This window comes from Paenibacillus pasadenensis (assembly GCF_002864175.1).
Classification (GTDB): Bacteria; Bacillota; Bacilli; order Paenibacillales; family Paenibacillaceae; genus Paenibacillus_O; species Paenibacillus_O pasadenensis.
Window position 1 is genome coordinate 1,966,075 of record NZ_NFEZ01000004.1, and the last position, 19,423, is coordinate 1,985,497.

18 protein-coding genes are annotated in these 19,423 nt (G+C 64.3%); 15 read left to right on the forward strand and 3 right to left on the reverse strand.

What is annotated here, in order from left to right:
- Positions 1–51 precede the first annotated feature (51 nt).
- The 6 genes from B8V81_RS17855 (at position 52) to B8V81_RS17880 (ending at position 7,339) form a co-directional block, all read left to right on the forward strand.
- On the forward strand, positions 52–1,506 hold the full coding sequence (locus tag B8V81_RS17855; RefSeq protein WP_101808893.1) for a PTS mannitol transporter subunit IIBC: 1,455 nt from the start codon (positions 52–54) through the stop codon (positions 1,504–1,506).
- Between the two features lie 104 nt (positions 1,507–1,610).
- On the forward strand, positions 1,611–3,749 hold the full coding sequence (locus B8V81_RS17860) for a BglG family transcription antiterminator (protein WP_101808894.1): 2,139 nt from the start codon (positions 1,611–1,613) through the stop codon (positions 3,747–3,749).
- 17 nt (positions 3,750–3,766) lie between these two features.
- Positions 3,767–4,198 carry a PTS mannitol transporter subunit IIA gene (locus B8V81_RS17865; protein ID WP_043110974.1) on the forward strand — a complete coding sequence of 144 codons (432 nt, stop codon included), beginning with the start codon at positions 3,767–3,769 and terminating at the stop codon, positions 4,196–4,198.
- Entirely contained in the window at positions 4,195–5,346 is a 1,152-nt protein-coding gene (locus B8V81_RS17870; protein ID WP_101808895.1) for a mannitol-1-phosphate 5-dehydrogenase, read from the forward strand. The genes B8V81_RS17865 and B8V81_RS17870 overlap by 4 nt, the downstream gene beginning before the upstream one ends.
- A complete protein-coding gene (gene ptsP, locus B8V81_RS17875) occupies positions 5,343–7,073 on the forward strand; it encodes a phosphoenolpyruvate--protein phosphotransferase (RefSeq protein ID WP_101808896.1) in 1,731 nt (576 codons plus the stop codon). Before B8V81_RS17870 ends, ptsP begins: the two co-directional genes overlap by 4 nt.
- A gap of 2 nt (positions 7,074–7,075) precedes the next feature.
- Entirely contained in the window at positions 7,076–7,339 is a 264-nt protein-coding gene (locus B8V81_RS17880) for an HPr family phosphocarrier protein (RefSeq protein ID WP_028597797.1), read from the forward strand.
- A 123-nt stretch (positions 7,340–7,462) separates the two neighbouring features.
- Here B8V81_RS17880 and B8V81_RS17885 read toward each other — a convergent pair whose 3' ends face one another.
- Positions 7,463–7,717: a GlsB/YeaQ/YmgE family stress response membrane protein gene (locus B8V81_RS17885; protein WP_101808897.1), complete on the reverse strand. Its 255-nt coding sequence runs from the start codon at positions 7,715–7,717 to the stop codon at positions 7,463–7,465.
- Between the two features lie 331 nt (positions 7,718–8,048).
- Here B8V81_RS17885 and B8V81_RS17890 point away from each other — a divergent pair, with 331 nt between their 5' ends.
- The 3 genes from B8V81_RS17890 (at position 8,049) to B8V81_RS17900 (ending at position 10,637) form a co-directional block, all read left to right on the forward strand.
- A complete protein-coding gene (locus B8V81_RS17890) occupies positions 8,049–9,050 on the forward strand; it encodes a transglutaminase domain-containing protein (protein ID WP_101808898.1) in 1,002 nt (333 codons plus the stop codon).
- A gap of 97 nt (positions 9,051–9,147) precedes the next feature.
- Positions 9,148–9,810 (forward strand): hypothetical protein, encoded by a 663-nt coding sequence (locus B8V81_RS17895; RefSeq protein WP_028597800.1) that lies wholly within the window; start codon positions 9,148–9,150, stop codon positions 9,808–9,810.
- Positions 9,811–9,977: 167 nt separating this feature from the next.
- Positions 9,978–10,637: a nitroreductase family protein gene (locus B8V81_RS17900; protein ID WP_101808899.1), complete on the forward strand. Its 660-nt coding sequence runs from the start codon at positions 9,978–9,980 to the stop codon at positions 10,635–10,637.
- Positions 10,638–10,892: 255 nt separating this feature from the next.
- Here B8V81_RS17900 and B8V81_RS17905 read toward each other — a convergent pair whose 3' ends face one another.
- Entirely contained in the window at positions 10,893–11,753 is an 861-nt protein-coding gene (locus B8V81_RS17905) for a LysR family transcriptional regulator (RefSeq protein WP_101808900.1), read from the reverse strand.
- Positions 11,754–11,943: 190 nt separating this feature from the next.
- Between B8V81_RS17905 and B8V81_RS17910 the strand changes: the two genes are divergently transcribed.
- The 6 genes from B8V81_RS17910 (at position 11,944) to phoU (ending at position 17,249) form a co-directional block, all read left to right on the forward strand.
- The gene (locus B8V81_RS17910) at positions 11,944–12,855 is read left to right on the forward strand and encodes a phosphate ABC transporter substrate-binding protein PstS family protein (RefSeq protein ID WP_101808901.1); all 912 of its coding nucleotides are present in this window, start codon (positions 11,944–11,946) and stop codon (positions 12,853–12,855) included.
- Positions 12,856–12,972: 117 nt separating this feature from the next.
- On the forward strand, positions 12,973–13,995 hold the full coding sequence (gene pstC, locus B8V81_RS17915; protein ID WP_084136702.1) for a phosphate ABC transporter permease subunit PstC: 1,023 nt from the start codon (positions 12,973–12,975) through the stop codon (positions 13,993–13,995).
- A 2-nt stretch (positions 13,996–13,997) separates the two neighbouring features.
- A complete protein-coding gene (gene pstA, locus B8V81_RS17920) occupies positions 13,998–14,885 on the forward strand; it encodes a phosphate ABC transporter permease PstA (RefSeq protein WP_028597805.1) in 888 nt (295 codons plus the stop codon).
- Between the two features lie 25 nt (positions 14,886–14,910).
- Positions 14,911–15,717 (forward strand): phosphate ABC transporter ATP-binding protein PstB, encoded by an 807-nt coding sequence (gene pstB, locus B8V81_RS17925; RefSeq protein WP_084136705.1) that lies wholly within the window; start codon positions 14,911–14,913, stop codon positions 15,715–15,717.
- An 82-nt stretch (positions 15,718–15,799) separates the two neighbouring features.
- Positions 15,800–16,558 (forward strand): phosphate ABC transporter ATP-binding protein PstB, encoded by a 759-nt coding sequence (gene pstB, locus B8V81_RS17930; RefSeq protein WP_028597807.1) that lies wholly within the window; start codon positions 15,800–15,802, stop codon positions 16,556–16,558.
- A gap of 31 nt (positions 16,559–16,589) precedes the next feature.
- A complete protein-coding gene (gene phoU, locus B8V81_RS17935) occupies positions 16,590–17,249 on the forward strand; it encodes a phosphate signaling complex protein PhoU (RefSeq protein WP_028597808.1) in 660 nt (219 codons plus the stop codon).
- A 1,214-nt stretch (positions 17,250–18,463) separates the two neighbouring features.
- Here the strand turns inward: phoU and B8V81_RS17945 are convergent.
- Positions 18,464–19,210: a glycerophosphodiester phosphodiesterase gene (locus tag B8V81_RS17945; RefSeq protein ID WP_028597809.1), complete on the reverse strand. Its 747-nt coding sequence runs from the start codon at positions 19,208–19,210 to the stop codon at positions 18,464–18,466.
- Positions 19,211–19,423: the final 213 nt, after the last annotated feature.

A 19,423-nucleotide genomic window follows, 5' to 3' on the forward strand; every position in this document is an offset into this window, starting at 1 on the left:
GGCCTAGCGCGCAGGGCTCCTTCGGCAAGTCAACTCGAGGAGGAATCCACTGTGGCGCAATCCACCAAATCCGCATCCGGAGGCGCACGCGTAGGCGTGCAGAAGTTCGGACGCTTTCTCAGCGGCATGGTCATGCCCAATATCGGCGCATTCATCGCCTGGGGCCTGATCACCGCGCTCTTCATCCCGACCGGCTGGTGGCCGAACGAATACTTCGCCAAGCTCGTCGGTCCGATGATCACCTACCTGCTGCCGCTCTTGATCGGCTATACCGGCGGTACGATGATCCACAAGCAGCGCGGCGGCGTCATCGGCGCCCTGGCGACGATGGGCGTCATCGTCGGCGCGGACATCCCGATGTTCCTCGGCGCGATGATCGTCGGCCCGGCCGCGGCCTGGGTGCTCAAGAAGTTCGACGAGGCGATCGAAGGCAAGGTCCGCTCGGGCTTCGAGATGCTCGTCAACAACTTCTCGCTCGGCATCATCGGCGGCGCGCTCGCGCTGGTCGCCTACTCGCTGATCGGCCGTGCGATCGAAGCGGTGACGAACGTGCTTTCCGCCGGCGTCGACTTCCTCGTCGCCCATCACCTCATCCCGCTCGTCAACATTCTGATCGAGCCGGCCAAGGTGCTGTTCCTCAACAACGCCATCAACCACGGCGTGCTGAGCCCGATCGCCATCGAGCAAGCGGCGAGCGCCGGCAAGTCGATCCTGTTCATGCTGGAGTCGAACCCGGGACCGGGCCTCGGCATCCTGCTCGCCTACATGATCGTCGGCCGCGGCTCCGCCCGCCAGTCGGCTCCGGGAGCGGCGATCATCCACTTCTTCGGCGGCATCCATGAGATCTACTTCCCGTACATCCTCATGAATCCGCGCCTGCTGCTCGCGGTCATCGCGGGCGGCGTCACCGGCACGCTGACGTTCTCGATCGTCGGCGCAGGCCTTGTCGGACCGCCGTCTCCCGGCAGCATCATCGCGTACCTCGCGATGGCTCCGCGCGGCGAGATCCTGCAGGTGCTGAGCGGCGTGCTTACCTCGGCGGTCGTCTCCTTCCTGATTGCAGCGCTGCTGCTCAAGACCTCCAAGCAGAAGGACGACGAGGAGTCGCTGGAGGAAGCGGCGCAACGCATGAAGGACATGAAGGCGCAAGGCATGACGCCGACTGCCGGAGCGGCTGCGGGCGCATCGGCCTCGATCGATGCTTCCGCGTCTGAAGCGAAGGCAGGCTCGGACATCCGCAAAATCGTCTTCGCCTGCGATGCCGGCATGGGCTCGAGCGCGATGGGAGCTTCGATGCTGCGCAAGAAGCTCAAGTCGATCGGCTCCGATGTCGAGGTGACGAACACGGCGATCAGCGACCTTCCGTCCGACGCCGACGTCGTCATCACGCATCATACGCTGACGGACCGCGCCCGCTCGGTCGTTCCCGCAGCGGAGCATGTTTCCATCGACAATTTCCTCAAGAGCCCGGAATACGACAAGCTGGCGGAACGCCTGAAGCCGTGATTCGCGCTTGACCTGACAAGACGGATGGATGCCGGAGCCGCGCGCTCCCGGCATCCTTTCCGGCATTTTGTCCGAAAAGCAGAAGCGAGGAGGAGGAGGGACGCATGGAGCTGACGCATCGCATGAGACGCATGCTCGATCTGCTGCTTCATTCCGATGCCGATGACATCACCGTCGCCGAGATCGCCCGCCGCATCCAGGTCAGCTCGCGCACGGTGCATCGGGAGCTCGACGCGCTCGAGGGCTATCTGCATCGCAAAGGCGCGCGGCTGCTGCGCAAGGCAGGCTCCGGCCTGCGGCTCGAAGCGGACGAAGAACGCCTCCTCCGGCTGAAGCGCGAGCTGGACGCGCCGGAGGAGGCGGAGTTTTCCGCCGAAGAGCGGCAGCTGCATCTGCTCGCCCGGCTGCTCGGCAGCGCCGAGCCGATCAAGCTGTTCGGGCTGGCGTCCGAGATGAAGGTGACCGTGCCGACCGTCAGCGCCGACCTCGACGATCTGGAGGCGTGGATCGCGGCGAACCGGCTGGAGCTCGTGCGCCGCCGCGGCTACGGCATCGAGCTGGCCGGCGCCGAAACGGCCCGCCGCGATGCGGTCCGAGCGCTGCAGCGGCTGAGGCTTGACGATCTGGCGCTGTTGTCGCTGGACGAGGAGCGGCTGCGGCATCCGATCGACGAGAGCATCGCCGACTTGTCCGGCACGTCCCGCATGCCCGAGATCGAGGACGTGCTTTGGCGCTGGGAAGAAGAGCAGGACGACCATCCGCTGAGCGAGCAGGCGTATACCGACCTGCTCGTCCGGCTGGCGATCGCCGCCGAGCGCATCGGCCGCGGCCATGTCGCGCCGCTGTCCGAGCTGGAGGAGCTGCGCGGCTACTATCGGCGCCCGGCTCCGGAGACGGAGCGGCTATGCGACCTGCTGCAGGAAGAGACGGGCTTGACCTACGGAGAGTCGGAGCGCCACTATGCGCAGCTGCTGCTCGAGCGGGCGGCGCGCCGGTCCGCCGGTCCGCTGCCGGCGGAGGATCTGGAGCTTGCGGCGATCGTCCGTCAGCTCATCCGCCGCATGGACGAGATCGGCGGCGGGGACTACGAGTCCGACCGCTCGCTGCGGGACGGCCTGTATGCCCATCTGAAGGCCGCCCTCGAGCGGATCGCCGCCGGCCAGCGCATCCGCAATCCGCTGCTGGAGGCGGTGCGCAAGGATTACGCCGAGCTGTTCGCGCAGGTGCGGGCGGCAAGCGATGCGGCGCTGCGCAACTGGACCGTGCCGGAGGAAGAGATCGCGTTCCTCGTCATGCATTTCGGAGCGAGCCTGGAGCGCCGCCAGCAGCTGAGCCAGCCGCTGCGGGCGATCATCGTCTGCACGAGCGGCATCGGCTCCTCGCGCATGCTGGCGACCCGCCTCGGCAAGGAGTTCCCGCAGCTGGACCTCGTCCAGCAAGCCTCCTGGTACGAGGCGAGCCGAATCCCGCCGTCGGCCTATGACATCATCATCAGCACCGTTGACCTGCCGATCGCGGGGAGCCGCTACATCAAGCTCAGTCCGCTGCTCGATTCCGGGGAGGCGCAGCGGCTGCGCGAGTTCATCCGCTCTCGTCCGCGCGAGAAGGAATCCGGCGAGCCGGCCCTTCAGGACGGAGCGGAGGCAGGGCCGTTCGACGCCACGCTCGCCGCGCCTCAGCCGCAGCCCGCAGACGGGCCCGCAGACGGCCGCGGGCCGGAGCAGTCGCTGCTCTCGGTCAGCCGAGCGGCCGCGGAGTGCGCGCGGCTGCTGGAGGACTTTCGCGTGCTGCAGCTGCGGACGGCGTCCGCCAGCCTGCGGCCGATGCTGCTGGAGGCTTGCCGCCGTCCGGAGCTTGCCGCATCGGTGCGCGACGCGGAAGAAGTCGTCGACCGCCTGATCGAGCGGGAGGCGCATGGCACGCAGATGCTTCCCGGCACCGATCTCGCCCTGTTCCATACGCGCAGCGGGAACGTTTCCCGGCCGCTGCTCGCGCTGTTCGAGCTTGAGCAGCCGCTGCGGCTCGATCCGGATCCGGACGCGCCGGCGCTGCGCAGGTTCCTGCTCATGCTGGCGCCGCTGGCGCTGGCGCGCGAGAGCCTCGAGGTGCTGAGCGAGATCAGCGCCTCCTTGCTGGACAGCGAGATGATCGAGGTGCTGGCGGCAGGACGCGAAAACCGCATCCGCGCCGATCTGGCCGTCCATTTGAAGGCGTATCTGAATCATAAATTAGAAAGAGAATAAAGGAGTGCTTGACCCACATGCTGAAATCTGAACTCATCCGACTGAACGTAGCCGTCAAGGACAAATGGGAGGCCGTTCGTTTGGCGGGCCAGCTGCTCGTCGACGCCGGCCATGCCGATGCCGATTATGTGGAGAAGATGGTCGAGCGCGAGCAGGCGCTGTCCACCTACATGGGCAGCGGACTCGCGATCCCGCACGGCACGAACGAGGCGAAGGCGCTCATCCGCTCCACGGGGCTGTCGGTGCTGCAAATTCCGGGCGGCGTCGACTTCGGCGGCGACGAGCCGGCCGTGCTCGTCGTCGGCATCGCCGCGCAGGGCGGCGAGCATATGGACATCCTGACGAGCGTCGCGATGGTGTGCTCCGAGGAAGAGAGCATGGAGCGCATCCGCACGGCCCGAAGCGCCCAGGAGATCATCGACATCTTCGAAAGCGGGATGGAAGAATGAAGGCGGTCCACTTCGGAGCGGGCAACATCGGCCGCGGCTTCATCGGCCTCCTGCTCTCGCAAGCCGGCTACGAGGTCGTCTTCTCCGACGTGAACGAGCCGCTCGTCCGCGAGCTGCAGCGCCGAGGCGAGTACACGGTGACGCTGGCCGAGGAGGAGGGCCGGCAGTTCCGCGTCGGCGGCGTGAGCGCAATCGACGGCCGCGACCCGCAGGCGGTCGCGGAGGCGGTCGCGGAGGCCGACCTCGTCACGACGGCCGTCGGCGTCGGCGTGCTGCGGCATATCGCCCCCGGCATCGCCGCAGGGCTGAGGCTCCGCTTGGAGCGGGGCGCAGCTCCGCTGCAGCTGATCGCCTGCGAGAACGCGATCGGCGCCAGCTCCATCCTCAAGCAGCAGGTCATGGAGCGGCTGAGCGGCGAAGAGCGCGAGGCGCTTGCCGCCTGCACCGCTTTTCCGGACTCGGCGGTCGACCGGATCGTGCCGATCCAGCATCACGAGGATGTGCTCGCGGTGACGGTCGAGCCGTTCTACGAGTGGGTCGTCGACCGCTCGCAGCTGCTGCCCGGCGCAGCGGAGATCCCCGGCGTCCGTTATGTCGACGATCTGGCGCCGTACATCGAACGCAAGCTGTTCACGGTCAACACGGGCCATTGCTCGGCGGCCTACGCCGGTTATGCAAAAGGCTTCGCCACTATCCAGCAGTCGATGCAGGATGAAGAGGTTGCCGCGTTCGTGCGCGCCGTGCTGCGGGAGACGGGCGACATGCTCGTCCGCAGCTACGGCTTCGACCCGGCGGAGCATGAAGCCTATGTCGAGACGATTCTCGGCCGCTTCCGCAACCCGCATCTGACGGACGAGGTCGAGCGCGTCGGCCGCTCGCCGCTGCGCAAGCTGTCCCGCGAGGACCGGCTCGTCCGGCCGGCGCTGCTCGCGCTCGCGCTCGGCCTGCCGGCGGATCGGCTCGCCGAGGCGATGGGCCTTGCGCTGCGCTTCGATGTCGCCGGCGATCCCGAGGCGGTGCAGCTGCAGCAGGCGCTGCGCGAGCTCGGCCCGGCCGGCGCGCTGGCGCAGGCGAGCGGCCTCGACGCCGGCCATCCTCTCCTCGCGGCTGCGGCTGCGAGCTACGAACAGGAGGCGCAAGCATCATGACGACAATCGCATGGAAAGGCACGGCGGCATCGCCGGGCATCGCCATCGCCAAGGCGCTGCGGCTGGAGCCGGCCGCGGCGATCCCGGAGCGGCGCGCCGTCGCCGATTCCGAGGCGGAAGCGGCTCGCCTGAAGGCGGCCGTCGCCGAGGCGAAAGAGGCGATTGAGGCGATCCGCCGCTCGACGCTGGAGCGGATGGGCGAGCAGAAGGCCGAGATTTTCGAGGCGCATCTGTTTCTGCTGGACGATCCGGAGCTGATCGAAGCGACCGAGGACAAAATCCGGGACGAGCGCATCAACGCCGAATCGGCGCTTCATGAAGTGGCTGCCGGCATCGCCGAGCTGCTCCGCTCGATGGACGACGAGCTGCTGCGCGAGCGCGCGGCGGATGTCGGCGACGTCGCGGGTCGGGTCGTCCGCATCCTCGAAGGCCGCGACGGCGGCACGATGTCCGGCCTCAGCGAGGAGACGATCCTCGTCGCCGAGGATTTGACGCCGTCCGATACGGCGCAGCTGGATCTCGACTATGTGAAGGGCTTCCTGACCGAAGTCGGCAGCCGCACGTCGCACTCCGCCATCATGGCGCGCTCGCTCGAGCTGCCGGCGATCGTCGGCGCCGGCCGCGAGGCCGGCCGCATCGAGACCGGCACGATGCTCGTGCTCGATGCGGTCGAAGGCGTCGTGCTCGTCGATCCTTCCGCCGAGGAGCTGGAGCGCTATCGGCTGCTCAAGCGCGAGTACGAGGAGAAGATGGCGCGGCTGCGCGGCTTCGTCGACCGTCCGTCGGTTTCCGCCGACGGCCATGAGATCGAGCTGGCCGCCAATATCGGCAGCGTCGCCGATGTGGCCAAGGTGCTGGAGAGCGGGGCGGACGCGATCGGCCTGTTCCGCACGGAATTCCTTTATATGGGACGCAGCTCGCTGCCGACCGAGGAGGAGCAGTTCTCCGTCTACCGCCATGTGCTGGAAAAGATGCAAGGCAAGCGCGTCGTCATCCGCACGCTCGATATCGGCGGCGACAAGGAGCTGCCTTACCTCGATCTGCCCAAGGAGAGCAATCCGTTCCTCGGCCGGCGGGCGATCCGCCTCTGCCTGGCCGAGGAGGAGCTGCTGCGCGTGCAGCTGCGCGCGCTGCTGCGGGCCAGCGCCTACGGCCGCCTGGCGATCATGTTCCCGATGATCGCGGTCGCTTCGGAGCTCCGCGACGCCAAGCGCATCCTCGCCGAGGAGCGCGCCAAGCTGGAGCGGGACGGCGTCGCCGTATCGAGCGGGATCGAGGTCGGCCTCATGATCGAGATTCCGGCCGCGGCGCTGAATGCCGACGCGCTGGCCCGCGAAGCGGACTTTTTCAGCATCGGCACGAACGATCTGATCCAGTACACGATGGCCGCCGACCGCATGAACGAATCGGTCGCCTATCTGTACCAGCCGCATCATCCGTCGATCCTGCGCCTCGTCGAGATGGTCATCCGCGCCTCGGAGCGCCATGGCCGCTGGACCGGCATGTGCGGCGAGATGGCCGGCGATCCCGACGCGATCCCTCTGCTGCTCGGCCTCGGCCTGCATGAATTCAGCATGAGCGCGTCCACCGTGCTGTCCGCCCGCGAGCAGATCTCCCGCCTGTCCCGCGCCGACTGCGCGGAGCTGGCCCGCCAAGCGCTGGAGCTCGAGTCCCAGGACGAGGTGCTGAAGCTCGTCCGCCACTATACCGCAAGGAGTGAAGCATAATCATGGCATCCGGTACATTCACCGTCATTCATCCGCAGGGCTTCCATGCCCGTCCGAGCAAGCTGTTCGTCGAGAAGGCGAATGCGTTCCCGTGCAAGGTGACGCTGTACAAAGGCGAGAAAAAGGCCAACGGCAAAAGCTCGCTCGGCCTTCTGACGCTGGGCATTTCCGCCGGCAGCGAGATCCGCCTCGAAACCGAAGGCGAGCAGGAAGAGCAGGCGCTCCGCGAGCTCGGCGAGATGCTGACGAAAATTTACGAGGAATAATTCGCTGGACCGCTGCAAGCGCGCACGCAAAAAGAAGCCGCTTCCCCGATCGGGGAAACGGCTTCTTTGCGTCTGGCGCGCCTAGCCTTGCGCCAGTCCGGCCAGACGGCCGCGCGGCCAGTGTTAGCGGGCGCGGCGCATGCTGCCGAGGATGAGGCTGACGATCGCGACCAGCACGATGGCTCCGATCAGCGCCGGGATGAAGAAGAATCCGCCTACGACCGGACCCCATTCGCCCAGCAGCAGCGCGCCGAGCCAAGCGCCGACGAAGCCGGCGATGATGTTGCCGATGATGCCTCCCGGAACGTCGCGTCCGACGAGCATGCCAGCCAGCCAACCGATGATGCCGCCGACGATAAGTGCCCATAACCATGCCATGATGTGTTTCCTCCCTTAGTCGTTTCGTATTTTTTGGTCTCGCTCATGCTATTAAGTAACCGTGCCGGCAGCGCTCCAATCACCTTGTCCGCAGCCCGGATCCTGTTTCGCTTAGGATGTCCGCACGCAGCCGCCTTTATTTATAAGGGAAGCGCGATCTGCATAAATAGTTCTATAGAACTAATTCATTTGGCGGATATTCAATAAATCCTGATTCGATCCGAAGAAATACCTAACTAAATACCCGTGCCATAAGAACTACAAAACGATATATTGATCGTCCGTTAGTCTTATATCGCAATGTGGCGCGGGTGAAAGGGAGGAATCGGATATGATCGGACGTGGAATCGGCGAAGCTCAGTCAGCGGCAATGGAGGACGGAAGCCGCAAGGCAAGGCGGCGGATCGGAAGGAAGCCGTTCCGGCGTACGGGCAGGCGTGCGCTGACCGCCATCCTGTCCGCGAGCCTGCTGCTCGGCGCGGCGCTGCCGGCCGCTGCGGCGGCAAATGCGCCGATCGCGAAAGCGGCGAAGGGAAGGAGCGGCGCCGGCAAGGCCGATGCCGCCTACGCGGCCGATCCTGCCGTCGCGACGGCCCGGCCGGCAGCGGCCGTCGCCGCGCCTGACGCCGCCCCTGTCCTCGAGGCTGCGACGTTCGAGGAGATCGCGGAGCTGATCTACGGCGTCATGAAGGACGGATACGGCGAGCGGGCGACGGTCCTGTACCGCGGCAGCACGGAATCGCTGGACCAGAAGCTGCAGCAGGTGTTCAAGGCGATTGGCGCCAAGGATGACGACCTGCGCTTTGTCCTCAAAAAGATGACCTGGAACTGGACAAGCACGGCCTACTCCGCGACGATCGACTATCGCATGTCCTATTGGGAGACGTCCGAGCAGACCGAGGCCGTCAACGAAGAAGCGCGCAAGGCCGTCCAGTCGCCGGCCATTGCCCGCAAGAAGGAAGGCCGCGAGCAGACGCTGGCGATCTATGAATGGGTGATGGACCGGTTCCGCTACGACCGCACGCTGGAGGAGCATTCCGCATATGCGGGACTGTACGGCAAGAACGGAACGGTCTGTCAGGGCTATGCGCTCATGCTTCATCGCTTGCTGCAAGCGGCCGGCTACGAGAGCCGCATCGTGTACGGCAAGTCCAAGGGCGATCTTCATCTTTGGAACATGGTCCGCCTGGACGGCGTCTGGCAGCATCTGGACGCGACGCTGGACGATCCCGGAGCGGGCAAAAGCAAGCTCGCCTATTTCCTCCGCTCCGACGCCGCCATGGCGGCCGACCACAGCTGGGACCGCTCGGCATACCCCGCCGCCGGCCGTTGACCGGTCGAGAGGCGGGCGCGAGCCGCCTCGAAGTTTGTCAAACGCTTTCCCTTTGTTGGACGGAATGGTAAGATGGACGCATGAGGAGGATGCGTTCATGACGACTAATCAAAATACCGACGAGCTCCAGCCAGGACAAGGAGCCGAAGCGGCGACGCCGGGACAGCCTCAGCTGACCGAGGAGGAGCTGCAGCAGATGATCGCTGCGCTTTATCAGCACGGCGAGCTCGCGCTCAGAAGCTTCTATCAGGACGAATACGAAGTAGACGGACAAGTGGTGAATCACCCGATGTACGGGCCGCTGTTCACCTACCGGCTGCTCGATGCCAATAAGAATCCCCATTCCGTAGGCTTCTTCATGAACGAGCTCGTGCACAATTTCCAAAAGAACGAGGATCCGGCTCTTTGGATGTCGTCGTTCTTCGTGGACATCCTGCGCGGCGAGCGCAGCCGCCTGCTGCCGCCGCCGCCGCAAAACGAAGAGGAAGCGAAATACCTGTTCGACCAGATCATCGTTCCGCATTGCGCCAAGATGTGCCGCGCCGAGTTCGAGGACGAGCCGGTCCATGTCGACATCGACATCCATCCGGACCACGGTCCGGTCGTCGAGGCCGGCTTCCCGTCGATCCGCGAGGGCAACAACGTCGTCGCGATGCCGTTCCACTACTTGCTCGCGCTGCATCTGCTGAATCGCGATACGGCCGACCCGCTCATCACCGGCCTGTACAAAATCCGCGAAGAGCATGGGCTGGACGCTTGATCGATTCATCCCGCCGTCCCTTGGAAACCAAGGGACGGTTTTTTCTTGCCGACCTGAGAGCTCAAGCAGCGGCGGCTAAGCACGGGAGTTTATTCCGACCTATTGACAGGGATTAATCCCCTCCCTATACTGTGGTTATTATCATAACAGTTCAAGGAGTGGGAGACATGTCGACGACGAATCCACAAGCGAGCCTGCCGGCCGCAGATTTCCATGAGGTGATCAAAAGCAGAAGATCGGTCCGCAAGTATGATCCGGACTTCAAGCTGACGGACGAAGAGATCAAGGAGCTTCTGACGACGGCGACGCTCGCCCCTTCCGGAAGCAACATGCAGCCGTGGCGCTTCATCGTCATCACCGACTCGGAGCTCAAGCAGAAGCTGCTTCCGATCGCCTTCAACCAGGAGCAGGTCGTCGCCGCTTCGGCCGTCATCGCCGTGCTCGTCGATCTCCAGGCGTATACGGAAGCTCCCCGCATCTACGGCAAAGCGGTCGAGGCCGGCTATATGAACGAGGAGACGGCCGCCAAGCTGGTCGAGAACATGAACCGCTTCTACGGCTCCCTGCCGCAGGAGCGCGCGCTCCAGTCCGCTCTGATCGACGGCGGCCTCGTCTCCCAGCAGCTCATGCTGGCCGCCCGCGCCCGCGGCCTCGACACCGTGCCGATGGCCGGCTACAACGTCGACCAGTTCCGCGAGCTGCTGCAGATTTCCGACCGCTACGCCAACGTCATGCTGATCGCGCTCGGCAAGGCGGCTCAGCCCGGCCATCCAACCGTCCGGCTGCATGTCGACGAGATCACCCATTGGAACGGCTTCAACGTCTGATGCCGGATCGCGGCCAGGCGGTCTAAAGCGACGGAAGCGCTCGATCGGGTGAAGGATACGATCGGCGGCATGGACGAATTCTACTAATAGAAGCAGCGTGACGCCGGCAAGCTTCAGGTTCATCGGCCGTTCCCTAGCGGGAAGGGCGGCATTTCCGGCCAAACACAAGACGGGATGGAGCAGACGCTCCATCCCGTCTTGTGTTTTTTCGGAACGAATGCTTCATCGCTTCGAATGGGAATCCGCAGGAGGGAGTCAGCCGCCGCGCCTCGTGTCGGCGAACAGAGCGAGCAGCATCGGCTCGTCCTTGCGCGCGAGCAGCGGTCCGGGTGCGAGCTCGAGGCCGTAGGAAGGGGCTCCGGGAAGCGGGATCAGCCGCAGTCCGGCCGCGCCGCTGGCCGCCGCCGCCGGATGATGCCGGCTGAAGTCGGGCACGATAGCAAAACCGAGGCCTTGCGCCGCGAGCGTCCGGGCCGTGCCGAGATCGGCGGATGTGTACGTTTCCCGGAGAGCGCCGCGGCGGGATTCGCTCCACTCGAGGCATAGCCGGCGCAGCTCCGTGCCGGCAGGCGGAGCGATCCACGGCGATTGCGAGGCGAGCAGAGAATCGGCCGACGCTCCCGCATAAGCGGGATGAGAGGCGGATACCGCCAGCTTCAGCTCGGCCTGCCAGTAGACGCTGCCCGCTACCGAAGGCGGCTCGGCCCGCTCGGATACGATCAGATCAGGCTCCTCCAGCCGCCGCTCGGCGGTGAAGTCGATCGCGCGTCCGAACGGCTCGAGCAACGAGGCGGCAAGCGCGGCGGCCTGCTCGCGGCAAGGCGCGTCGATCCGCACCGCCAGCCGCTCTCCCGCTGCCGCGAGCAGCCGCATCTCCAGCCGCGCTTCCTCGTGCAGCCGGATGATCTCGCGCGCGAAGCGCAGCAGCGCCTTGCCGGCATCGGTCAGCAGGATGCGGCCGGTTTTCGACTCGAACAGCTCCGTCCCCCATTCCTCCTCCATCTTCTTCATATGAAAGGTTGCCGTAGGCTGCTTGAGGCCGAGCTCGCGGGCGGCGGGAGTCACCTTCTTATGCTTGTCCAGCAGGACGAGCAGCCTCCATTTAACGATTGTCATGATGGATCTTCCCTTTCGCCATGAAGTATAGATATTTTATGTGAATATGCTTGCTTTATTATAGATAAAATAAATGCAATTTTACAATTACCTTTACAAAGCGAACATACGGCATTAACAACCGGCTCGTACAATGAATCTCGTAAGGCAGATCAAAACTCGGATCTTCGGAAGGGGAAACAAAAACAAGATGAAAAAGACGATGCTGGTCCTGATGACGACGGTGCTTGCCTTGACGCTGGCTGCCTGCGGAAGCAAGAACGACGCGAACAGCGGAGGAGCGGAGGGCGCAAGCCTGAGCGGCTCGATCCTCGCGGCAGGCTCCACGGCGATGCAGCCGCTGGTTGAGCAAGTATCCCAGAAATTCATGGCCGAATCGGAATATAGCGGAGTCACGGTGCAGGTTCAAGGCGGCGGCAGCGGCACTGGCCTGACGCAAGTATCGGAAGGACAAGCCGACATCGGCAACTCGGACATCTTCGCCGGCGAGAAGTTCACGGATGCCGACGCGGACAAAGGCAAGGAGCTCATCGACCATCAAGTCGCCGTCGTCGCCATGGCGACCGTCGTCAACAAGAATATCGCCATCGACAACCTGTCGAAGCAGCAGCTGGTCGACATCTTCACCGGCAAAGTGACGAACTGGAGCGAAGTCGGCGGAGCCGACGAGAAGATCGTCATCGTCAACCGTCCATCGAGCTCCGGCACGCGCAAGACGTTTGAAAAATACGGACTCGGCACGAAATCCGAAGATCTCCCGGGCAACATCCAAGAGGATTCCTCCGGCACGGTCAAAAAGCTCGTCGGCGAAACGCCGGGAGCGATCGGCTACCTGGCGCTTTCCTACCTCGACGATTCGGTGAAGACGCTCAAGCTCGACGGCATCGAAGCGACTCCGGACAACGTCAAAACCGGCGCGTATCCGATCTGGGCCTACCAGCACATGTACACGAAGGGCGAGCCGAACGAAGTCGTCAAAGCGTTCCTCGACTACATGGTCAGCGACGACATCCAAAAGACGGACGTAACCGATCTGGGCTACATTTCCATCAACGACATGCAAGTGACGCGCGATGAAGCCGGCACGATCACGAAAAAATAACACCGTCATCACCAGCTGCGCATCATGGCGCAGCGGCAGGCCAAGAAGGAGGCATCCCATGCCCCCTCTTGGCTTTGCGCCATGCCAAGAGTATTCGGCGTAAGGAGAGATCAATTCATGAAAGCAACCTTAGACCCTGCCCGGCCAGGCTCCGAGGGCGCAGAGCCGACTTCGAGGGCCGAGGCTTCGTCCGAGCCGCGCGCTGAGGCGTCTCCGGCATCCGCCGCCCCTTCCGGCGGAACGCCGCCTCGTCCGACCGCGCGCCGCAAATCGCGCTCCGGCGGAGAATGGTTCGGCAAGACGTATACGCTCATCTGCGTCGCCGTGCTCATCGTCACGATTTTTTCGATCGTTTATTTCGTTGCGTCCAAGGGGCTGTCGACCTTCTTCGTCAACGGCGTCAGCCTGAAGGAATTCCTGTTCGGCACGAAATGGGCGCCTGACGGCGAGCCGCAGTCGTTCGGCGCGCTGCCGTTCATCACCGGCTCGTTCGTCACCTCGATTCTGGCCGCCTGCATCTCGGCTCCGCTCGCCTTCTGCGCGGCGATCTTCATGACCGAGCTGATGCCGAAGTTCGGCAAAAGGGTCATGCAGCCGGTCATCGAGCTGCTCGCCGGCATCCCGTCGGTCGTGTACGGCTTTGTCGGCCTGACCGTTATCGTGCCGTTCTTCCGCGCGATCTTCCCCGGGCAGGGCCTCGGCCTCGCCGCAGGCGCGGTCGTGCTCTCGATCATGATCCTGCCGACGATCACGACGATCGCGACCGATGCGATGAGCAACCTGCCGCGCGGCCTCAAGGAAGGCAGCTACGCGCTCGGCGCGACGCGCTGGCAGACGATCTCGCGCAGCATCCTGCCGGCCGTCATCCCGTCCATGCTGACGGGCGTCGTGCTCGGCATCGCGCGCGCGTTCGGCGAGGCGCTCGCCGTGCAGATGGTCATCGGCAACGCTCCGCATATTCCGAGCTCGCTGTTCGAATCGGCGTCCACGCTGACGAGCGTCATCACGCTCAGCATGGGCAACACGATCATGGGCCAAGTCCAGAACAACGTGCTGTGGAGCCTCGCGCTCGTGCTGCTCGTCATGACATTCGTCTTCGTCGCGATCGTGCGCGTGCTGGAAAGGAGAAGCCTGCGATGAGAATGTCCAACAAAACCGCCGACCGCGTAGCGACGGCCGTCTTCTACTTCTTCGCCTTCCTCATCATCCTCATCCTGGCGGGGCTGATCGGATTCATTCTGTACCGCGGCCTCAGCCATATCAGCTTCGGCTTCCTGACGTCGCCGCCGCAGACGTTCAAGGTCGGAGGCGGCATCGGGCCGCAGCTGTTCAACTCGCTGTTCCTGCTCGTGCTGACGATGATCATCACCGTGCCGCTCGGCATCGGCGCCGGCATCTACATGGCGGAGTACGCCCGCCCGGGCCGGTTCACCGACTTCATCCGGCTCGTCGTCGAGGTGCTCTCCTCGTTCCCTTCGATCGTCGTCGGCCTGTTCGGCCTGCTGGTGTTCGTCAACTACTTCGGCCTCAAGTTCTCGCTGCTGGCCGGCGCGCTCGCGCTGACCGTATTCAACCTGCCGCTCATGGTGCGCATCACCGAGCAGGGCATCCGCGGCGTGCCGCGCGAGCAGAAGGAGGCGGGACTCGCCCTCGGCCTGACGCGCTGGAAAACGATCGTCAAGATCATGCTGCCGGTCGCGCTGCCGACGATCCTGACCGGCACGATCCTGGCCGCAGGCCGCGTCTTCGGCGAAGCCGCCGCGCTGCTGTTCACCGCCGGCATGAGCTCGCCGCGGCTGGACTTCACCGACTGGAATCCGTTCAGTCCGGTGTCGCCGCTCAATCCGCTTCGTCCGGCCGAGACGCTCGCCGTGCACATCTGGAAAATCAACAGCGAAGGCATCGCTCCGGACGCCGCGCAGATCGCGGCCGGCGCTTCCGCCGTGCTCATCCTGACGGTGCTGCTGTTCAATCTGGGCTCCCGCTGGCTTGGCCGCTTCTTGTACCGCAAGCTGACGGCATCCCGCTAAACCCGACTACGAGGAGGACCCCAAGATGGCAATCGCAGCTCCCTCGAGCGCAATCGGCGCGAGCACGCGGCCGGGAGGCAGCGCGGCGCTGGCCGCCGAGCAGCTGAGCATCTTTTACGGAGAGAAGGAAGCGGTCAAAAAAGTCGACCTGAGCTTCGCGAGAGGCAGCGTGACGGCGCTCATCGGCCCGTCCGGGTGCGGCAAGTCCACGTTCCTGCGGAGCCTCAACCGGATGAACGACACGATCGCCGGCGCGAGCGCCAAAGGAAGCATCTGGCTGGACGGCGAGGACATCAACGCGCCGGGCACCGATGTCGTCTCGCTGCGCCAGCGGATCGGCATGGTGTGGCAAAAGCCGAATCCGTTCTACAAGTCGATCTATGAAAACGTCGCCTTCGGTCCGCGCTATCACGGCGTGCGCAACAAGCGCGAGCTGGACGAGATCGTCGAGTCCTGCCTGCGCCGCACGGCGCTGTGGGACGAGACGAAGGACCGGCTGAACCAGTCGGCGCTCGCGCTGTCCGGCGGCCAGCAGCAGCGGCTGTGCATCGCCCGCGCGCTGTCGGTGCAGCCGGAAATCCTGCTCATGGACGAGCCGGCCTCCGCGCTCGACCCGGTGTCGACGTCCAAGATCGAGGAGCTCATCTCTGAGCTCAAGCAGGAGTACTGCATCGTCATCGTGACGCACAACATGGGCCAGGCGGCCCGCGTGTCCGACAAGACGGCGTTCTTCTACATGGGCAATCTGATCGAGCACAACGAGACGAACGTCATTTTCACCAATCCGGAGAAGAAGCAGACCGACGACTACATCTCGGGCCGCTTCGGCTGATCCGAAAGGCAAGCCGCGCTCGGCCGGGAGAGGCCGTCGCGGCGGCAATCCGACTATCGACGCATGGGAGAAGGGGAACGTTATGACGACATCGATCATGGAGATTGACCGGCTCAACCTGCATTACAGCGAGTTCCACGCGCTCAAGAACATCGAGCTGGACATTCCCGAAAAGACCATCACCGCCTTTATCGGCCCGTCGGGCTGCGGCAAGTCGACGTTCCTGCGCACGCTCAACCGCATGAACGATCTCGTCGCCGGCGTCAAGATCGACGGCAGCGTCAAGCTGGACGGCGAGGACATCTACGGTGCGGAAACGGACGTCGAGTCCCTCCGCAAGCGGGTCGGCATGGTGTTCCAGCAGCCGAATCCCTTTCCGAAGTCGATCTTCGACAATGTCGCGTACGGCCCGCGGCTGCACGGCATCCGCGACAAGGCGACCTTGAACGAGATCGTGGAGCGCAGCCTGCGCGGCGCCTCGCTGTGGGAGGAAGTGAAGGATCTGCTCGGCAAGTCGGCGCTCAGCCTGTCCGGCGGCCAGCAGCAGCGGCTGTGCATCGCCCGCGCGCTCGCCGTCGAGCCCGAGGTGCTGCTCATGGACGAGGCGACGTCCGCGCTCGACCCGATCTCGACGCTCAAGATCGAGGAGCTGGTGCGCGAGCTCAAGAAGGAGTACACGATCGTCATGGTGACGCACAACATGCACCAGGCGGCGCGCGTATCCGACCGTACCGTGTTTTTCCTCAACGGAGAGCTTGTCGAGGCCGACGAGACGGAGAAGCTGTTCTCCAACCCGAGCGACGCGCGCACGGAAGACTACATTACAGGACGCTTCGGCTGAAGCGCCGGCGAGAGGGAGAGAAGAGACCGTCATGATCAAACGCAAGGAACTGGACGAGGGACTGGAGCAGCTCGACAAGATGCTGCAGGAAATGGGCGAGCATGTGGAGTCGGCGCTCGCGGGATCGATGCAGGCGCTGATGAGCGTCGACACCGAGGCGGCGTCCGCGATCATCCGCCGCGACCCGGAGCTGAACCGGCTGGAGGAGCGCATTACGGAGCTCGGCTCCAAGCTGATCGCCACGCAGCAGCCGGTCGCCAAGGATTTGAGGCGCGTGCTCGTCGCGTTCCGCATCTCCGGCGACCTGGAGCGGATGGGCGATCTGTCGGTCGACATCGCCAAGGTCGTGCTGCGCCTCGAGGGGCAGCAGCTCATCAAGCCGCTGATCGACCTGCCGCGCATGGCCGAGATCGTGCAGACGATGATTTTCGAGTCGATCCAGTCGTTCGTGCAGGAGAATGTCGATCTCGCCTACAAGATGGCCAAGGACGACGATGCCGTCGACGCGCTGTACTCGCAGATCATCCGCGAGCTGTATACGCTCATGGTGCAGGACCCGCGCACGATCAACCAGTCGATGCTGCTCAGCTTCGTCGGCCGCTATATCGAGCGTCTGGCCGACCATGCGACCAATATCGGGGAAAGCGTCGTTTACCTCGTGACGGGCCGCCGTCCGGATTTGAACGCCTAGCTTTTTTGTAGCGTCGGCTGCTGCATGCGCCTTGACCGTTTCGGAATTCCGGAGCGGGAGGCGCTTTTTGGCGTTCCCTTGAGCGCAGGGAGGGCTTGGGGAGCCTCGGGATCGGGGAGCTTGGAGTCTGGGAGCCTAGGGAGCGGGGAATTCGGGAAGCCCGGGGAGCCTGTGGAATCTGTGGGGCCGTGGGTCAAGAGTTGCCCCGCTCCGGGGACGGAACCTCTTTCCGATTCCGCTGAAGCCCAGATTCCTCTGATCTCCCTTTCCGAAACGGAAGGAATCCGGCCTTCAAGGGAACCGCTGCCGCTTCTCCAAGAGGTTTCCGTCCCCTCCGCTCCCTGCTTGGACCTTTGCTAGATGCAACCCCCGAACCCCGACAGGTAGAGTAGCCCCGCCCCCGGTACATCCGGCAACCCCGGCAACCCCGGCAGCCCCAGCAACCCCAGCAACCCCAGCAACCCCAGCAACCCCAGCAACCCCAGCAACCCCAGCAGCCCCAGCAGCCCCAGCAGCCCCAGCAGCCCCAGCAGCCCCAGCAGCCCCGGCAGCCCCAGCTATCCCAGCACCACCGCTTCGTTCTTTGCAGCTGGAAAGCTAACGATTCGTCAGACGCTTAGACGCCTTTTAGTCGTGGATTCAAAAACCTAACGACGCCTCAAGTGCTTAGCGTTGAGGATATTGCGTTTCTCTATCGAAAAAATGCTATTTTTCGTTCGCTAAGATTCGTGAGAGTCGTTAGATTTTCACAACGCCGCGTAGGGGACTTCTTACGATTTCAGGAGTCGTTAGCCGCGAAGATGTCGAACTTCGGGGCGGCCGGGGGGAGCGGACAAGGAAAACCAAGAAGAACAAAAAACGCGAAACGCGATCGGGCTCGATGTGCCGCCTCAAGCTGCCGGCAAGAAAAAGAGACACGCCGTTCAGCCGGTTCGCTCCGCCTAAGCGTGCGTTGGCCGATTGAGGTGTCTCAAGTTCGAGAAGCCGGATTCAGTTGAGTACGATCAGCTGTCTTATGCTGCCTAGGCCGTAATTCGGATCGTGTCGAGATTCAGTGAGCCGGGGCATCCGCAAGGGGATGCACGGATCGGCCATCAAGCCGCAGGCAGGGCGTAGGCTCGACGGCGACTGAGAGTGACGGACCAATAGCGGTCCGCCCGCCGGACTAATAGCGGTCCGCCTGACGAGCCTTTAGCGTCCCGCCCGCCGGGCCTTTAGCGTCCGGCCCGCTGGGCCAGCCAGTCGTTCAGCCGGCCGGGATAATCGGTGATGATGCCGGAGACGCCGATCGCGGCCAGCCGTTCCCATTCCTCGGGCCGATTGGCGGTGTAAGGGTAGACGGCAATGCCGGCCGCCTTCGCGTCCTCGGCGTCCTCGCGGCCGATCAGCCCGTGATGCGGATGGAGCGACCATACCTCGGTCTCGAGCAGAGCTGCGTAGGAGGCATGATGATACAGATCGGCGGCATAGAGCAGCCCGATGCGCAGCTCCGGCTCGGCAGCTTTGAGACGGACGAGCAGCTTGTGGTCGAACGAGGAGACGACGGTGCGGAACAGGTTCGTTCCTTGACGGAGAAAGTCGAGCAGCTTGGCGTCGAGTTGCTCTCCGGCCGCGTCTTTCACCTCGACGTTGATCTCTACCGTCAACGGCAGCAGCTCGTAGACTTCGCTCAGCAGCGGCACGCGCTCGCCGGCGAATGCCGGACCGAACCAGGCTCCGGCGTCGGCGCGTCGGATTTCTTCTGCCGTCTGGTCGCGAATCGCGCCTGCGCCATCCGTCGTTCGATCGAGCGTATCGTCATGGCAGACGATCAACTGTCCGTCGGCGGACAGATGGACGTCGAGCTCGACCATCTGCGCGCCTTGCTCTGCGGCGAGCCGGAAGCTGGCGAGCGTGTTCTCAGGCGCTTCACCTGCGGCGCCGCGATGTCCAATGACGAGCGGCTGGAGGGAGGAATTCATCTTGACCATCCTTTCGGGTTCTCAAATGGGTTGCGGCAAGCAGGGTCGGCCCAAGCCGCCGGCTGCCGGCCGCATCGGCCGAACAGCCGCGCCAGGGCTCGTCCGCGCCAGACTCGGTCGAGCCAGGCTCGGCCGCATCAGGCTCGGTCGCGCCAGGCTCGGGTGCGCCATACACCGGCATCCGTAGCTGCCGCTGGCGCTTCCCTGCCATTA